General features: G+C 74.1%; 14 protein-coding genes. 10 read left to right on the top strand and 4 right to left on the bottom strand.

The genetic code is table 11. The annotated features are described in order from the left end of the window. Nucleotides 1–67 precede the first annotated feature (67 nt). Nucleotides 68–1,945, top strand: a complete 1,878-nt coding sequence (locus tag AC5RWQ_RS15590) for an ABC transporter ATP-binding protein (RefSeq protein ID WP_494283445.1) — start codon at nucleotides 68–70, stop codon at nucleotides 1,943–1,945. A gap of 55 nt (nucleotides 1,946–2,000) precedes the next feature. Continuing rightward, nucleotides 2,001–3,791: an ABC transporter ATP-binding protein gene (locus tag AC5RWQ_RS15585; RefSeq protein ID WP_494283444.1), complete on the top strand. Its 1,791-nt coding sequence runs from the start codon at nucleotides 2,001–2,003 to the stop codon at nucleotides 3,789–3,791. 57 nt (nucleotides 3,792–3,848) lie between these two features. On the opposite strand, the gene AC5RWQ_RS15580 is transcribed toward AC5RWQ_RS15585, so the two are convergent. Genes AC5RWQ_RS15580 through AC5RWQ_RS15570 form a run of 3 tightly spaced genes read right to left on the bottom strand, consistent with a single transcriptional unit; the run spans nucleotide 3,849 to nucleotide 5,955 of the window. After that, a complete protein-coding gene (locus tag AC5RWQ_RS15580; RefSeq protein WP_494283443.1) occupies nucleotides 3,849–4,457 on the bottom strand; it encodes a TetR/AcrR family transcriptional regulator in 609 nt (202 codons plus the stop codon). After that, the gene (locus tag AC5RWQ_RS15575; protein ID WP_334486243.1) at nucleotides 4,457–5,212 is read right to left on the bottom strand and encodes an ABC transporter permease; all 756 of its coding nucleotides are present in this window, start codon (nucleotides 5,210–5,212) and stop codon (nucleotides 4,457–4,459) included. Before AC5RWQ_RS15575 ends, AC5RWQ_RS15580 begins: the two co-directional genes overlap by 1 nt. Further along, nucleotides 5,209–5,955 (bottom strand): ABC transporter ATP-binding protein, encoded by a 747-nt coding sequence (locus AC5RWQ_RS15570; RefSeq protein ID WP_494283442.1) that lies wholly within the window; start codon nucleotides 5,953–5,955, stop codon nucleotides 5,209–5,211. Before AC5RWQ_RS15570 ends, AC5RWQ_RS15575 begins: the two co-directional genes overlap by 4 nt. A 109-nt stretch (nucleotides 5,956–6,064) precedes the next feature. Between AC5RWQ_RS15570 and AC5RWQ_RS15565 the strand changes: the two genes are divergently transcribed. The 5 genes from AC5RWQ_RS15565 (at nucleotide 6,065) to AC5RWQ_RS15545 (ending at nucleotide 10,130) form a co-directional block, all read left to right on the top strand. Next, entirely contained in the window at nucleotides 6,065–6,451 is a 387-nt protein-coding gene (locus tag AC5RWQ_RS15565; protein WP_494283441.1) for a MerR family transcriptional regulator, read from the top strand. Beyond that, the gene (locus AC5RWQ_RS15560) at nucleotides 6,448–7,452 is read left to right on the top strand and encodes an aldo/keto reductase (RefSeq protein WP_494283440.1); all 1,005 of its coding nucleotides are present in this window, start codon (nucleotides 6,448–6,450) and stop codon (nucleotides 7,450–7,452) included. Before AC5RWQ_RS15565 ends, AC5RWQ_RS15560 begins: the two co-directional genes overlap by 4 nt. A gap of 124 nt (nucleotides 7,453–7,576) precedes the next feature. After that, the gene (gene hisI / locus AC5RWQ_RS15555) at nucleotides 7,577–7,996 is read left to right on the top strand and encodes a phosphoribosyl-AMP cyclohydrolase (protein WP_494283439.1); all 420 of its coding nucleotides are present in this window, start codon (nucleotides 7,577–7,579) and stop codon (nucleotides 7,994–7,996) included. Beyond that, a complete protein-coding gene (locus tag AC5RWQ_RS15550; RefSeq protein WP_494283438.1) occupies nucleotides 7,993–9,546 on the top strand; it encodes an anthranilate synthase component I in 1,554 nt (517 codons plus the stop codon). Before hisI ends, AC5RWQ_RS15550 begins: the two co-directional genes overlap by 4 nt. Continuing rightward, nucleotides 9,543–10,130, top strand: coding sequence for a Trp biosynthesis-associated membrane protein (locus AC5RWQ_RS15545; RefSeq protein ID WP_494283437.1), 588 nt, complete (start codon nucleotides 9,543–9,545; stop codon nucleotides 10,128–10,130). The genes AC5RWQ_RS15550 and AC5RWQ_RS15545 overlap by 4 nt, the downstream gene beginning before the upstream one ends. On the opposite strand, the gene AC5RWQ_RS15540 is transcribed toward AC5RWQ_RS15545, so the two are convergent. After that, entirely contained in the window at nucleotides 10,123–10,398 is a 276-nt protein-coding gene (locus AC5RWQ_RS15540; RefSeq protein WP_334486226.1) for a hypothetical protein, read from the bottom strand. The two genes, AC5RWQ_RS15545 and AC5RWQ_RS15540, sit on opposite strands and share 8 nt — an antisense overlap. 496 nt (nucleotides 10,399–10,894) lie before the next feature. Here AC5RWQ_RS15540 and trpC point away from each other — a divergent pair, with 496 nt between their 5' ends. From trpC to trpA, 3 genes are read left to right on the top strand one after another with little or no spacing between them, the layout of a single operon-like run. Next, on the top strand, nucleotides 10,895–11,698 hold the full coding sequence (gene trpC / locus AC5RWQ_RS15535; RefSeq protein WP_334486368.1) for an indole-3-glycerol phosphate synthase TrpC: 804 nt from the start codon (nucleotides 10,895–10,897) through the stop codon (nucleotides 11,696–11,698). A gap of 38 nt (nucleotides 11,699–11,736) precedes the next feature. Continuing rightward, nucleotides 11,737–12,969 (top strand): tryptophan synthase subunit beta, encoded by a 1,233-nt coding sequence (gene trpB, locus AC5RWQ_RS15530; RefSeq protein WP_494283436.1) that lies wholly within the window; start codon nucleotides 11,737–11,739, stop codon nucleotides 12,967–12,969. Between the two features lie 3 nt (nucleotides 12,970–12,972). Then, nucleotides 12,973–13,776, top strand: a complete 804-nt coding sequence (trpA, locus tag AC5RWQ_RS15525) for a tryptophan synthase subunit alpha (RefSeq protein WP_494283435.1) — start codon at nucleotides 12,973–12,975, stop codon at nucleotides 13,774–13,776. Nucleotides 13,777–13,904: the final 128 nt, after the last annotated feature.

The raw sequence follows: 13,904 nt of genomic DNA, 5'->3' as shown, positions 1-13,904 counted from the left end.
TTCGGCGTAGGTGGCCGCGACCGGTAAGGATGAGGGAGAGAATTGTGGCCTTACGGCGGGGGAGAGCGTGGCGAGCGGGACAAGTCGGGACGTGCTGGGCAGGGGGATGTCGGTCCTCGGCCGGGCTATCCGGGAGCAGCCGCGGATCTTCGCGGTCGCGGTCGCCGGCAGCGTGCTCTTCGGTTCGATGGTGATCGCCAGCGCGTTCGTGGTCGGCCGGGTGGTCGGCGACGTGGTGGTGCCGGCCATCGAGCGCGGCTCGGTGGGGGTGGGCGTGCTGGCCCTGGCCGCCGCCGCGCTGTTCGGGATCAGCGTGCTGCGGGTGGTCGGCATCTTCGGCCGTCGGCTCGGCGCGGGTTACATGCAGTTCCGCCTCCAGGCCGCCTACCGGCGCCGGGTGACCCGCCGCTACCTCGACCTCCCGCTGTCCTGGCATCACCGCAACGCCACCGGCACGTTGCTGTCCAACGCCAACTCCGACGTCGAGGCCGCCTGGTATCCGATCGCGCCGCTGCCCTTCGCGGTCGGCACGCTGGTGATGCTGGTCGGCGCGGTCGTGTCGCTCCTCTTCACCGACTGGGCGCTCGCCCTCGTCGGGCTCGCGGTCTTCCCCGCGCTCTTCGCGCTCAACGTGGTCTACTCCCGCCGGATGGCGCCCCGGCAGACCCGGGCCCAGCGGCTGCGCGCCGAGGTCAGCGGCATCGCCCACGAGAGCTTCGACGGCGCCCTGGTGGTCAAGACGATGGGCCGCGAGGCCCAGGAGACCGCCCGGTTCGCCGACCGTGCCGGCGAGCTGCGCGACGCGCTGATCTCCGTGGGCCGGCTGCGCGGCGTGTTCGACCCGCTGCTGGAGACCTTGCCCAGCCTCGGCACCCTGGCCGTGCTGGTGGTCGGCGCGTTCCGGCTGCGGGCGGGCGCCATCGGCGTCGCCGACCTGGTCAGCGTCGCGTTCCTCTTCACCGTGCTGGCCTTCCCGGTCCGGGCCATCGGCTGGGTGCTGGCCGAGCTGCCGCGCAGCGTCGCCGGCTGGGACCGGGTCAGCCGGGTCCTCGACGCCACCGGCGAGATGCCGTACGGCGACCGCGTGCTCGACCCGGCCGACCCCACGCCGGCCACCCTCGCCTTCCACGACGTGCACTTCGGCTACGAGCCGGCCGAGGCGCACCTGCCCGGCGCGGAGGTGCTCGGCGAGGTGAGCTTCACCGTGCCGGCCGGGAAGACCGTGGCGCTGGTCGGGCCGACCGGCGCTGGCAAGTCCACCGTCACCTCCCTCGCGGTCCGGCTGGTCGATCCGCACGCCGGCGTGGTCACCCTGGACGGCGTCGACCTGCGGGACCTGACCGCCGCCGCGCTCGCCGGCACGGTCGCCCTGGTTGCCCAGGTGCCGTTCGTCTTCGACGACACCGTGCGGGCCAACATCGCCCTGGACCGGCCGGGAATCGGCGACGACGACGTCTGGGCCGCGCTGCGGCTGGCCGAGGCGGACGGCTTCGTCGCCGCCCTCCCCGACGGGCTGGACACCATGGTCGGCGAGCGGGGCACCTCGCTCTCGGGCGGGCAGCGGCAACGGTTGACCCTGGCCCGGGCGCTGGCGGGGCGGCCCCGACTGCTGGTGCTCGACGACGCGACCAGTGCGGTGGACCCGCGGGTCGAGGCGGCCATCCTGGCCGGCCTGCGCGCCCCGGCGTCCGGCCAGGGCGCCGCCGCGTCGATCCTGGTGGTCGCGTACCGGCGGGCCACCATCGCGCTGGCCGACGAGGTGGTCTTCCTGGAGCAGGGGCGGGTGCTCGCCCGCGGCACGCACGCCGAGCTGCTGGCCACCGTGCCCGGCTACGTCGACCTGGTCACCGCGTACGAGCAGGCCGAGCACGAGCGCGAGCAGAACCGGACGTACGAGGAGGTCACCCCGCTGACCTCCGGCCTGGAAGTCGAGGTGGACCGGTGAGCGCGAGGAGTGCAGCGCAGCGGAGCACCGCAGTCGCGAACGAAAGGCGGGCCCGGTGAGCGCGAACGCCACGGCGGAGGCCGAACCCGAGCAGCGGGCCGAGTCGACCTGGCGGACGCTGCGCCGCGGCCTGGCGCTCTCGCCGGAGCTGCGGACGGGGCTGGCCGGCACCCTCGCGCTGGCGCTGATCTACATGATCGGCCGGGTGGCCGTGCCGGTCGCCGTGCAGCGTGGCATCGACCACGGCATCATCGGCGGCCTGGACCTGGGCGTGGTGTGGCGGGTGGTCATCGTGACCGGCGCCGTGCTGGTGGTCACCACCACCTGCGGCTACCTGATGATGCGCCGGCTGTTCACGGTCAGCGAGACCGCGCTGGCCGGGGTGCGTACCCGGGCGTTCCGGCACGTGCACGACCTGTCGATGCTGCACCAGCAGTCCGAGCGGCGCGGTTCGCTGGTCTCCCGGGTGACCAGCGACGTCGACCAGATCACCCAGTTCCTCCAGTGGGGCGGGGTGATCCTGATCGTCAACCTCGGCCAGCTGGTGGTCACCACGGCCGTGATGCTGGCGTACTCCTGGCAGTTGACGCTGGTGGTGCTCGCCGCCTTCGCCCCGGCGGTGCTGGTGATCCGGCAGCTCCAGCGCCGGCTCGCCGGGGCCTACGGCGTGGTCCGGCAGCGGATGGGCACCCTGCTCGGCACCATCGCCGAGAGCGTCGTCGGGGCGCCGGTGATCCGGGCGTACGGCGTCGCCGGGCGGACCTCGCGGCGGCTCGACGCGGCGATCGAGGGGCAGCGCGAGGCGCAGCAGCGGGCCATCCGGATCAGCATCCTGGGCAGCTCGGTGGGGGAGCTGGCGGCCGGCGTCGCGCTGGCCGGCGTGGTGGTCGTCGGGGTCACCCTCGGGGTGGACCGGACCCTGTCCATCGGCCAGCTCACCGCGTTCCTGTTCCTGGTCACGCTCTTCATCCAGCCGGTGCAGATCGCCACCGAGGTGCTCAACGAGGCGCAGAACGCGATCGCCGGGTGGCGGCGGGTGCTCGACGTGCTGGACGTGGCCCCCGACGTGGCGGACCCGGGGGAGCAGGGCCGGGAGCTGCCGGCCGGCCCGCTGGACATCCGCTTCGAGAACGTGGGCTTCGCGTACCCGGGCGGCCCGCCGGTGCTGCACGACGTCACCCTGGACATCCCGGCGAAGAGCCGGGTGGCGGTGGTCGGGGAGACCGGCAGCGGCAAGACCACCTTCGCCAAGTTGCTCACCCGGCTGATGGATCCGACCGCCGGGGCGGTGCTGCTCTCCGGGGTGCCGCTGGACCGGGTGCGGTTCTCCTCGCTGCGCTCCCGGGTGGTGATGGTGCCGCAGGACGGGTTCCTCTTCGACGCCACGGTCGGGGAGAACGTCCGCTTCGCCCGCCCGGAGCTGACCGACGAGCAGCTCACCGTCGCCTTCACCGAGCTGGGGCTGGCGGACTGGCTGGCCGGCCTGCCGTCGGCGCTGGACACCCCGGTCGGCGAGCGGGGCGAGGCGCTGAGCGTGGGGGAGCGGCAGTTGGTCGCGCTCGCCCGGGCGTACGTCGCCGACCCGGACCTGCTGGTCCTCGACGAGGCGACCAGCGCGGTCGACCCGGCTACCGAGGTGCGGCTGCAACGCACCCTGGACGCGGTCACCCGGGGCCGGACCACCCTCGCCATCGCCCACCGGCTCTCCACCGCGCAGGCCGCCGACGAGGTGATCGTGGTGGACCGGGGCCGGGTGGTGCAGCGCGGCCCGCACGACGAGCTGGTCCGCGATCCGGGGTCGGTGTACGGCCTGCTCTACGCCTCCTGGCTGGAGCAGACCCGGTAGAACCCGGGGGGCGACCGCGAGAGGGCGGCGGCAGGGACGACCTGCCGCCGCCCGCTTTCAGCCGGGTGGGCCGCCAGGCAGGTCGCCGGTGAGGTAGCGCTGCACGGTTGGGCCGATCGTGGCGACCAGGGTCTCCGAGTCGGCGGAGGCGACCGGCTCGAGGTGGATCACGTACCGCATCATGGCCAGGCCGGCGATCTGGGTGGCCACCAGCGCGCCGCGCAGCGGCACCTCGGCCGGATCGAGGTCGAGCTGGTCGAGGACCCGGCGCAGGATCTGGGTGACCAGGAACTCGCGCAGCAGGCGGGCGGTCCACTGGTTGCTGACCGCCGAGCGGAGCAGGGCCACCGCGGCGGTGCCGACCGGCGAGTCCCAGACGGTCAGGAAGGTGCGGACCAGCCGCTCGCCGACCTCCTCCCGGCCACCGGCCAGCACCCGAGGCAGCAGCTCGGCCGGGTCGATCGGGATCGACACGGTGGCCCGGAAGAGTTCCTCCTTGGTGCCGAAGTAGTGGTGCACCAGCGCCGGGTCCACCCCGGCGGCGGTGGCGATCGTCCGGATCGAGGCGGCGTCGAAGCCGCGCTCGGCGAACGCCGCCCGCGCCGCGGTGAGGATCGCCTCGCGGGTGTCCGGGTTGCCCGGCCGCCGTCCGGTGCGCCGCGCCATCACCCGCTGCGCCGGCGCAGGGTCGCCGCCGCCAGCACCAGGGCCGTCACCGCAGCGCCGGCCACGATCGCCACGTCCCGCCACATCAGGCCGGTCGGGTCGGCGTGCGCGCCGACCTCCTGGAGCGCCTCGACCGCGTACGACAGGGGGAACACGTCGCTGATCGCCTGGAGCCAGCCCGCCATCTGCCCGCGCGGCACGAAGAGCCCGCAGAGCAGCAGCTGGGGGACGACCACCACCGGCATGAACTGCACCGCCTGGAACTCGGTGCGGGCGAAGGCGCTGCAGAACAGCCCGAGCGCCACGGCCAGCACGGCGTTCACCGCCGCGATCAGGATGACCAGCGCGCTGCTGCCCGCCGTCTCCAGCCCGAAGAGCCAGTACGCCACCGCGGCGGCGACCGTCGCCTGGACCACCCCGGCCAGCCCGAACGCGAGGCCGTAGCCGAAGAGCAGGTCCAGCTTGGCCAGCGGGGTGGTGAGCAGCCGTTCGAGCGTGCCGGTGGTGCGCTCGCGCAGCATCGCGATGCTGGTCACCAGGAACATGATGATGAACGGGAAGAACCCGAGCATGATCAGCGCGACCCGGTCGAAGGTGGACGGCTGCCCGGGCGGGGTGGGCTGGTCGGCGTACATGTAGTAGACGATGGTGAGCAGCACCGTCGGCACCACCACCAGCAGCGCCACGGTCCGCCTGTCGTGCCGTAGCTGGCGCAGGATGCGCCCGGTGGTGGCGGCCAGGATGCGCGGGTTCATGACCTCTCCTCGCCGGCGGCGCCGTCGCGGCCCGCCTCACTCGCCCGGATCAACCGCAGGAACGCCTCCTCGAGATCGTCCACGCCGGTGGCGGCCCGGACCGCGTCCGGGGTGTCGTCGGCGACGAGCCGGCCCTCCCGGATCAGCATCAGCCGGTCGCAGCGGGCCGCCTCGTCCATCACGTGGCTGGACACCAGCAGGGTGGTCCCGGTGGCCGCCATGGCGTGGAACCGGGCCCAGAGGTCGGCCCGGAGCACCGGGTCCTGCCCGACGGTGGGCTCGTCGAGGATGACCAGGTCGGGCTCGCCGACCAGGACGCAGGCCAGCGAGGCGCGGCTGCGCTGGCCGCCGGAGAGGGTGCCGACCAGCTGGGTGGCGGCGTCGGCCAGGCCGACGTCGGTCACCGCCCGGTCGGCCTCCGCCGCGTCGTGACCCTGGAGGGCGGCGAAGTAGCGGGCGTTCTCCCGGACCGTCAGGTCGGCGTAGACGCTGGGCGCCTGGGTCAGGTAGCCGACCCGGTGCCGCAGGGCGGCCGTGCCGGCCGGCTGGCCCAGCACGGTGACCGTGCCCGAGCTGATCGTCTGTACCCCGACCAGCGCGCGCATCAGCGTGGTCTTGCCACTGCCGCTGGGCCCGAGCAGCCCGGTGACCCTGCCGCGCGGCACCGTGCAGCTGATGCCGTCCAGCACCCGCCGTCGGCCCCGATCGACGACCAGGTCGCGCACCACCGCCGCGTCGTCCATCGCCCACCTCCCAAAGAACTCATCAAGTGTTGAACTCAACGGTAGATGAGTTATCCACGTCGGCGCAACGGTTGACTTCGAGTGCACTCGAACTGAAAGCCTGGCGGGCGTGGACATCAGCACGCAGGAGATGAGCCTCTCCGTGGGCGAGGCGGCGGCCCGGGTCGGCCTGACCACCTACACGCTGCGCTGGTACGAGCAGGAGGGGTTGGTCGCCCCGGTCGGGCGGGACTCGGCCGGCCGGCGGCGCTACACCGAGGGCGACGTCGAGTGGCTGCGCCTGCTCACCCGGCTGCGCCGGACCGGGATGCCGGTGCGCGACATGCGCCGGTACGCCGAACTGGCCCGCCAGGGCGACCGGACCCTCGGCGCGCGGCGGGGGCTGTTCGAGGCGCACCGAGCCCGGGTGCTGGCCCGGATGGCCGAACTCGAGGAGGACCTCAAGGTGCTCAACTACAAGATCGACGTCTACCGCAGGGCCGAGGAGGGGCGATGATCCGCCGACGGATGGGCGCCAAGGGCCCCGAGGTCTCGGCCATCGGGCTGGGCTGCATGGGCATGAGCTTCGCGTATGGCACCGGCGACGACGCCGAGTCGACGCGGACCCTGCACCGCGCGCTTGACCTGGGAGTCAACCACCTGGACACCGCCGACATGTACGGCTCCGGCGCCAACGAGCGACTGCTCGCCCCCGTCCTGCGGGCCCGCCGCGACGAGGTCTTCCTGGCCACCAAGTTCGGCAACCGGGCCCGCGGCGAGGGTTTCGGCGGCGCCGGCACCCCCGGCACGTTCGTGGACAGCAGCGCCGCCTGGGCCCGGGAGGCCTGCGACGCCTCGCTGGGCCGACTCGGGGTAAACACCATCGACCTGTACTACCTGCACCGACGCAACCCGGAGACGCCGATCGAGGAGACCGTCGGCGCGCTGGCCGAGCTGGTCGAGGCCGGCAAGATCCGGCTGATCGGCCTGTCGGAGGTCAGCCCGGCGACCCTGCGCGCGGCGCACGCCGTGCACCCGGTCTCCGCCGTCCAGATGGAGTACTCGCTGTTCACCCGGGACGTCGAGGCCGAGATGCTGGCCACCTGCCGGGAGCTCGGGGTGGCGCTGGTGGCGTACTCGCCGGTGGGCCGGGGGCTGCTCACCGGGGCGATCACCGGGCGCGAGCAGCTCGCCGAGAACGACTGGCGCCGGAACGTGCCGCGGTTCGCCGAGGAGAACCTCGACGCCAACCTCCGGCTGGTCGAGGAGGTCCGGGCGGTGGCCGGGGAGATCGGCTGCACCCCGGCCCAGGCCGCGCTGGCCTGGCTGCTCGCCCAGGGCGAGGACATCCTGCCGATCCCGGGCACCAAGCGGGTGCGCTACCTGGAGGAGAACGCCGCCGCGGCGGACGTCCGGCTCAGCCCCGAGCAGCAGGCCCGGCTCCGCGACGCGGTGCCGACCGGGGCGGTGGCCGGGGAAAGGTATACCGAGGCAGGAATGCGAACCATCGGGCACTAGCCCCGCACCGGACACGGCGTCCGTCATCGGGCATTGCGGCCCGATAGGGCGTACGGCACGATGGCGCGGTGGATCCCGCGGCGGGGACGGCCCGCAGGTACCCCCGCCGCGTGCGGGACAATGGGTGACTGTGCCCGTAGCTGACCCTTCCCCGAGCGACGGCGGCACCGCCGGCGCGGTCCGCCCGTCCCGCCTCGACCCGGCCATCGCCGAGCGGCTGCGCCGCACCCCGGACGGCCTGGTCGCCGCCGTGGTGCGCCAGCACGACACCGGCGAGGTGCTGATGGTCGCCTGGATGGACGACGAGGCCCTGCACCGCACCCTGACCACCGGCCGGGCGACCTACTGGTCGCGCAGCCGGCAGGAGTACTGGGTCAAGGGCGCCACCTCCGGCCACCATCAGTACGTCCGCTCGGTGGCGCTGGACTGCGACGGCGACGCGCTGCTGGTCGGCGTCGACCAGGTCGGCGCCGCCTGTCACACCGGCCACCGCACCTGCTTCTTCACCGAACTGCCCGTCAGCTCCGAGGGGGCGCACTCATGACCGATGGCGCGCTCAGCCCCGACCTGGGCACCTTCACCGAACTGGCCACCCGCTGGCGGGTGGTGCCGGTGACCCGCCGGCTGCTCGCCGACGCGGAGACCCCGGTCGGGGTCTACCGCAAGCTCGCCGGTGGCCCCGGCACCTTCCTGCTCGAGTCCGCCGAGCAGGGCGTCGGCTCGGCCGGGATGTCCTGGTCGCGGTACTCCTTCATCGGCGTACGCAGCGGCGCCACCCTGGTGGAGCGGGACGGCGTCGCCGTCTGGACGGGCACCCCGCCGGTCGGCGTGCCCGCCTCCGGCGACCCGGTGCGGGTGCTCCGCGAGACGGTCGACGCGCTCGCCGGCCCGGTCTGGGACCCGGCCAGCGACATGCCGCCGCTGACCGGCGGCATGGTCGGCTACCTCGGGTACGACCTGGTCCGGCGCTTCGAGAAGCTGCCCACGCTGACCGATGACGACCTCGGCGTGCCGGAGCTGGGCATGATGCTCGCCACCGACCTGGTGGTCCTCGACCACTACGACGGCTCGGCGATCCTGGTCGCCAACGCGGTGCTGCCGCCGCTGGACGCACCGGACCGGGAGCCGCTGGTGGCGGCCGCGTACCACCACGCGGTGGGCCGGCTGGACGCGATGACCACCGCGCTGTCCCGACCGATTCCGCCCATGATCTCCACGGTCGCCCGACCCCCGGTCGAGGAGGTGCGCAGCCGCACCCCGGACGGCGGCTACCCGAAGGCGGTCGAGGCGGCCAAGGAGGCCATCCGGGCCGGCGAGTGCTTCCAGATCGTGCTCGCCCAGCGCTTCGAGCGGGACACCCACGCCGACCCGCTGGACGTCTACCGGGTGCTGCGCACCACCAACCCGAGCCCGTACATGTACCTGCTGCGCTTCGACGGGTTCGACATCGTCGGCTCGTCCCCGGAGGCGCACCTGAAGGTCAGCACCGGCCCCGACGGCGAGCGGCGGGCGCTGCTGCACCCGATCGCGGGCACCCGGCCGCGCGGCGCCACCGGGGCGGCGGACGCCCGGCTCGCCACCGAACTGCTCTCCGACCCGAAGGAGCGGGCCGAGCACGTGATGCTGGTCGACCTGGGCCGCAACGACCTGGGCCGGGTCTGCCGGCCGGGCACGGTGGAGGTCCCGGAGTTCGCCACCATCGAGCGGTACAGCCACGTGATGCACATCGTCTCGACCGTGGTGGGCACGCTGCGTGCGGACCGGACCGCCTTCGACGCGCTCGCCGCCACCTTCCCGGCCGGTACGCTCTCCGGCGCGCCGAAGGTACGGGCCATGGAGATCATCGAGGAGCTGGAGCCGGTCCGGCGCGGGCTCTACGGCGGCACGGTGGGCTACTTCGGCTTCGGCGGCGACCTGGACATGGCGATCGCGATCCGGACCGCGCTGATCCGCGACGGGCGGGCGTACGTGCAGGCGGGGGCGGGTGTGGTGGCCGATTCCGATCCTGCCGCCGAGGACCAGGAGACGCGGAACAAGGCCGCCGCGGTACTCGCCGCGATCGCCGCCGCCGAGACCCTGCGGCCGGCCCGGTGAGCGCGGGGGACGCGGCGGCGCCCGACGCCGCCGCGCCGTCCGCGCGGGGCCGGCGGGAGCTGACGTACGCGGTGCTGCTCTGCCTGGCCGGCGCGGGCCTGGCCTTCTGGGCGGCCACCCGGACCTGGTCGGTGGAGGTCGTCGCCCGGGGCGGTCTGCCGGCGGCGCGGCAGGCGCGCACTGGGGCGGACCTGCTGCCCTGGCTCTCCGCGCTGGCCCTGGTCGGGCTGGCCGGCGGTGGCGCGGTGCTGGCCACCCGGGGCCGGACCCGGCGGGCGCTGGGCGTGCTGCTGGCCCTGCTGGGCGCGGCGGTGGCCGTCGGGGGCGGGTACGGCGTGCTGGCCGGGTTCGCCGGCTCGGTGAGCCGGCAGTGGCCGGCACTGTGCCTGGTGGGCGGGGTGTCGGCCGCCGCGGGCGGGCTGCTCACCGCGCTGCGCGGCGGCGGTTGGCCGGCGATGGGCGCCCGCTACGAGCGGCCCGGCCGCTCCGCGCCGGGGCCCGCGACGGACGGCCCGGTCGCCGGGCGAAGCAGCCGCGAGGCGTGGGACGCCCTGGACCGGGGTGAGGATCCGACGGTCAGCTGACCGGCTGGCGCTCGCGCCGCTCGCGGCGGTCCCGGGCGGCGGCGCGGGCGGCGGCCAGCTCGGCGACGAGCCGGTCCAGCTCCGCCCGCTGGTCGGCCCGGGCCCGATCGGCGCAGACCGCCTCCCAGGCGTTGCCGCGGGCGGTGCGGACCCGACCCTCGCCGACCACGGCGCGTTCCAACGTGTGCACCATCCCGACCGCCAGCGAGGCGACGGTCCGGGAGATGGTGGTGAGTCCGATGGTCTGGTTCGGTCCCGCAGTGGTCATTGGGTCACCCCGCACGAAGAGATTCCGACGGTGGACAGGCGCATCATCGAGTCTGCCCGGAACCGATGCTGCCGGGCTCACGTTTCGCCCCGGTGACGGCCCGGTCAACTGTCCCTCAGGGGCGAACGACCTGCATAGGGCCGTTCCTCCTTGAGCTTCGTCACAGCGGCCTCGAGGGGTCGTGGCGCGCACTGCGGGCGGCGGCCGGACGTGATCTCATGGTCTATGGCCGACGGTCGATGCCCCGGGGCGGGTGTGGAAGCGGGTGGGGGTGACGCCGGTCGATGGGCGCGGTGGCGCTGCGTGACGTGGCGTTCACCGGAAGTCGGGCATCATGCCACAGCCCGTTCCGTGAGGAGCGCCATACCCCCGGCACCCGTCGCCAGGTGGCGCCACCTAGCATCGGCCCATGACACCCGGAGAGGGGAGTCCGTTGGTGACTGCTGAGCATGGGCACGCGGAGGCGAACGAGGCCGGTCCGGCAGCGTCCGGAAGCGTGCTGGACGAGATTCTGGCCGGCGTGCGCGAGGACGTGGCGCGGCGGCAGGAGCAGCTTCCGCTGGAGCGGATCCGCGAGCTGGCCGCGGCCGCGCCGCCCCCGCTGGACGCGTACGCCGCGCTGCGCAAGCCCGGGGTGGCCGTGATCGCCGAGGTCAAGCGATCGTCGCCGTCCAAGGGCCGGCTGGCCGAGATCGCCGACCCGGCCGACCTGGCCGGCCAGTACGCCTCCGGTGGGGCGCGGGCGATCAGCGTGCTGACCGAGGGCCGCTGGTTCGGCGGGTCGCTCGACGACCTCGCCGCGGTCCGGGCGGCGGTCAAGGTGCCGGTGCTGCGCAAGGACTTCGTGGTCTCCAGCTACCAGGTGCACGAGGCCCGCGCCCACGGCGCCGACCTGGTGCTGCTGATCGTCGCCGCGCTCGAGCAGAACGCGCTGGTCGGCCTCTTGGAGCGGATCGAGTCGCTGGGCATGACCGCGCTGGTCGAGGTGCACGACGAGGAGGAGGCCGATCGGGCCCTGGAGGCCGGCGCGCAGGTGATCGGGGTCAACGCCCGTGACCTGCGTACCCTGGAGGTCGACCGCTCGGTGTTCGAACGGATCGCGCCCGGCCTGCCCAGCAGCGTCGTCAAGATCGCCGAGTCCGGCGTGCGCGGTCCGCACGACCTGATCCGCTACGCCTCGGCCGGCGCCGACGCCGTCCTGGTGGGCGAGGGTCTGGTGACCCAGAAGAGCCCGCGTGAGGCGGTCGCCGAGCTGGTCAACGCCGGGAACCACCCGGCGACGCCCCGTCCGGTGCGCTGACCCGCGCCGACAGCCGTTCGCAGCGAGAGGACACCGCGATGAGCGCCACCCCGTCGGCCCCGGCCGGCCAGGTTCCCGACGCCGCCGGTCACTTCGGCCCCTTCGGCGGCCGGTTCGTCCCGGAGGCGCTGGTCGCCGCTCTCGACGAGCTGGACGCGGCGTACCGCAAGGCGATGACCGACGAGGGCTTCCTCGCCGAGTTCGACGCCCTGCTGCGCGACTACGCCGGCACCCCCTCGTTGCTCTACACCGCCGAGCGCTTCTCCGCGAAGGTGGGCGCCCGGGTGCTGCTCAAGCGGGAGGACCTCAACCACACCGGCGCCCACAAAGTGCGCAACGTGCTCGGCCAGGCCCTGCTCACCAGGCGGATGGGCAAGAAGCGGGTGATCGCCGAGACCGGCGCCGGCCAGCACGGGGTGGCCACCGCCACCGCCGCGGCCCTGTTCGACCTCGAGTGCGTGGTCTACATGGGTGAGGTCGACACCGAGCGGCAGGCGCTCAACGTGGCCCGGATGCGAATGCTCGGCGCCACCGTCGTGCCGGTCACCGCCGGCTCGCGCACCCTCAAGGACGCAATGAACGAGGCGATGCGCGACTGGGTGGCCAACGTCGACGACACGCACTACCTGATCGGCACCGCCGCCGGCCCGCACCCGTTCCCGGAGATGGTCCGGGACTTCGTCCGGGGCATCGGCGAGGAGGCCCGCCAGCAGTGCCTGGACCTCACCGGCGGGCTGCCGGACGCGGTCTCGGCCTGCGTGGGCGGCGGCTCCAACGCGCTGGGCATCTTCCACGCGTTCGTGCCCGACACCGGCGTCCGGCTGTACGGCTTCGAGGCCGGCGGCGACGGGGTGGAGACCGATCGGCACGCGGCGAGCATCACCGGCGGCTCCTCCGGGGTGCTGCACGGCGCCCGCACGTACGTGCTGCAGAACTCCGACGGGCAGACAATCGAGTCGCACTCGATCTCGGCCGGCCTGGACTACCCGGGTGTCGGCCCCGAGCACGCCTGGCTGCACGACACGGGCCGGGCCGTCTACTCGCCGGTCACCGACGCCGAGGCGATGGCCGCGTTCGAGCTGCTCTGCCGCACCGAGGGAATCATCCCGGCGATCGAGAGCGCGCACGCGCTCGCCGGCACCATCAAGATCGCCCCGGCGCTCGCCGCCGAGCTGGGCCGGGAGCCGGTCATCGTGGTCAACCTCTCCGGCCGGGGCGACAAGGACGTGCACACCGCCGGCGAGTACTTCGGCATCCTCGACAAGGAGTAACTGATGAGCCGGATCGGGGTGGCCTTCGACAAGGCCCGCGCCGACGGTCGGGCCGTGCTGGTCGGCTGCATGCCGGCCGGCTTCCCGACCGTCGAGGGCAGCATCGCCGCGATGACCGCCATGGTCGAGGCGGGCGTGGACGTCATCGAGGTGGAGATCCCGTACTCCGACCCGGTGATGGACGGCCCGGTGATCCAGAAGGCCAGCGACATCGCGCTGGCCGGCGGCGTCCGCACCGCCGACACGCTGCGCATCGTGGAGGCCGTCGCGGCCACCGGCGCGCCGGTGGTCACCATGACCTACTGGAACCCGATCGAGCAGTACGGCGTGGACGCCTTCGCCCGCGACCTGGCCGCCGCCGGCGGCACCGGTCTGATCACCCCGGACCTCATCCCGGACGAGGCCGACGAGTGGTTGGCCGCCTCGGATGCCCACGGACTGGACCGCACGTTCCTCGTCTCGCCCTCCTCGACCGACGCCCGGTTGAAGATGACGGTCGAGCACTGCCGGGGCTTCGTCTACGCCACCGCGATCATGGGGGTCACCGGCGCCCGGGCGCAGACCTCCAACGCCGCCCCGGTCCTGGTCAATCGGGTGCGGGCGGTCACCGAGCTGCCCGTCGGGGTCGGGCTCGGCGTCGGCACCGGCGCCCAGGCCGCCACCGTGGCCGGCTACGCCGACGGCGTGATCGTCGGCAGCGCGCTGGTCCGCTGCGTGCTGGACGCCTCGGACTCCGCCGCCGGCCTGTCCGCCCTGCGCACGCTGAGCGCCGAACTCGCCGAGGGCGTCCGCAACCCCGCCCGCTGACCCCCTCCGCTCTGCAGTTCGCCCCGCTCGGGCCGTGCCGCCGTCGGCGCGGCGCGTCACGCCGCACGGGCCGTTTTCGGCGCGGACCGTCACGCCGCCCGCTCGGCGCGTCACGCCGCACGGGCCGT

The organism is Micromonospora sp. BS32, assembly GCF_059089345.1.
This window is presented reverse-complemented; position numbering and strand designations above follow the sequence as displayed.

What these genes read in the sequence shown, in the direction of transcription:
- AC5RWQ_RS15560 (WP_494283440.1), top strand. Translation starts at nt 6,448, where the DNA reads ATGATCCGCCGACGGATGGGCGCCAAGGGCCCCGAGGTCTCGGCCATC.
- AC5RWQ_RS15580 (WP_494283443.1), bottom strand. Translation starts at nt 4,457, where the DNA reads ATGGCGCGGCGCACCGGACGGCGGCCGGGCAACCCGGACACCCGCGAG.
- AC5RWQ_RS15550 (WP_494283438.1), top strand. Translation starts at nt 7,993, where the DNA reads ATGACCGATGGCGCGCTCAGCCCCGACCTGGGCACCTTCACCGAACTG.
- trpB (WP_494283436.1), top strand. Translation starts at nt 11,737, where the DNA reads ATGAGCGCCACCCCGTCGGCCCCGGCCGGCCAGGTTCCCGACGCCGCC.
- AC5RWQ_RS15570 (WP_494283442.1), bottom strand. Translation starts at nt 5,955, where the DNA reads ATGGACGACGCGGCGGTGGTGCGCGACCTGGTCGTCGATCGGGGCCGA.
- trpA (WP_494283435.1), top strand. Translation starts at nt 12,973, where the DNA reads ATGAGCCGGATCGGGGTGGCCTTCGACAAGGCCCGCGCCGACGGTCGG.
- AC5RWQ_RS15575 (WP_334486243.1), bottom strand. Translation starts at nt 5,212, where the DNA reads ATGAACCCGCGCATCCTGGCCGCCACCACCGGGCGCATCCTGCGCCAG.
- AC5RWQ_RS15540 (WP_334486226.1), bottom strand. Translation starts at nt 10,398, where the DNA reads ATGACCACTGCGGGACCGAACCAGACCATCGGACTCACCACCATCTCC.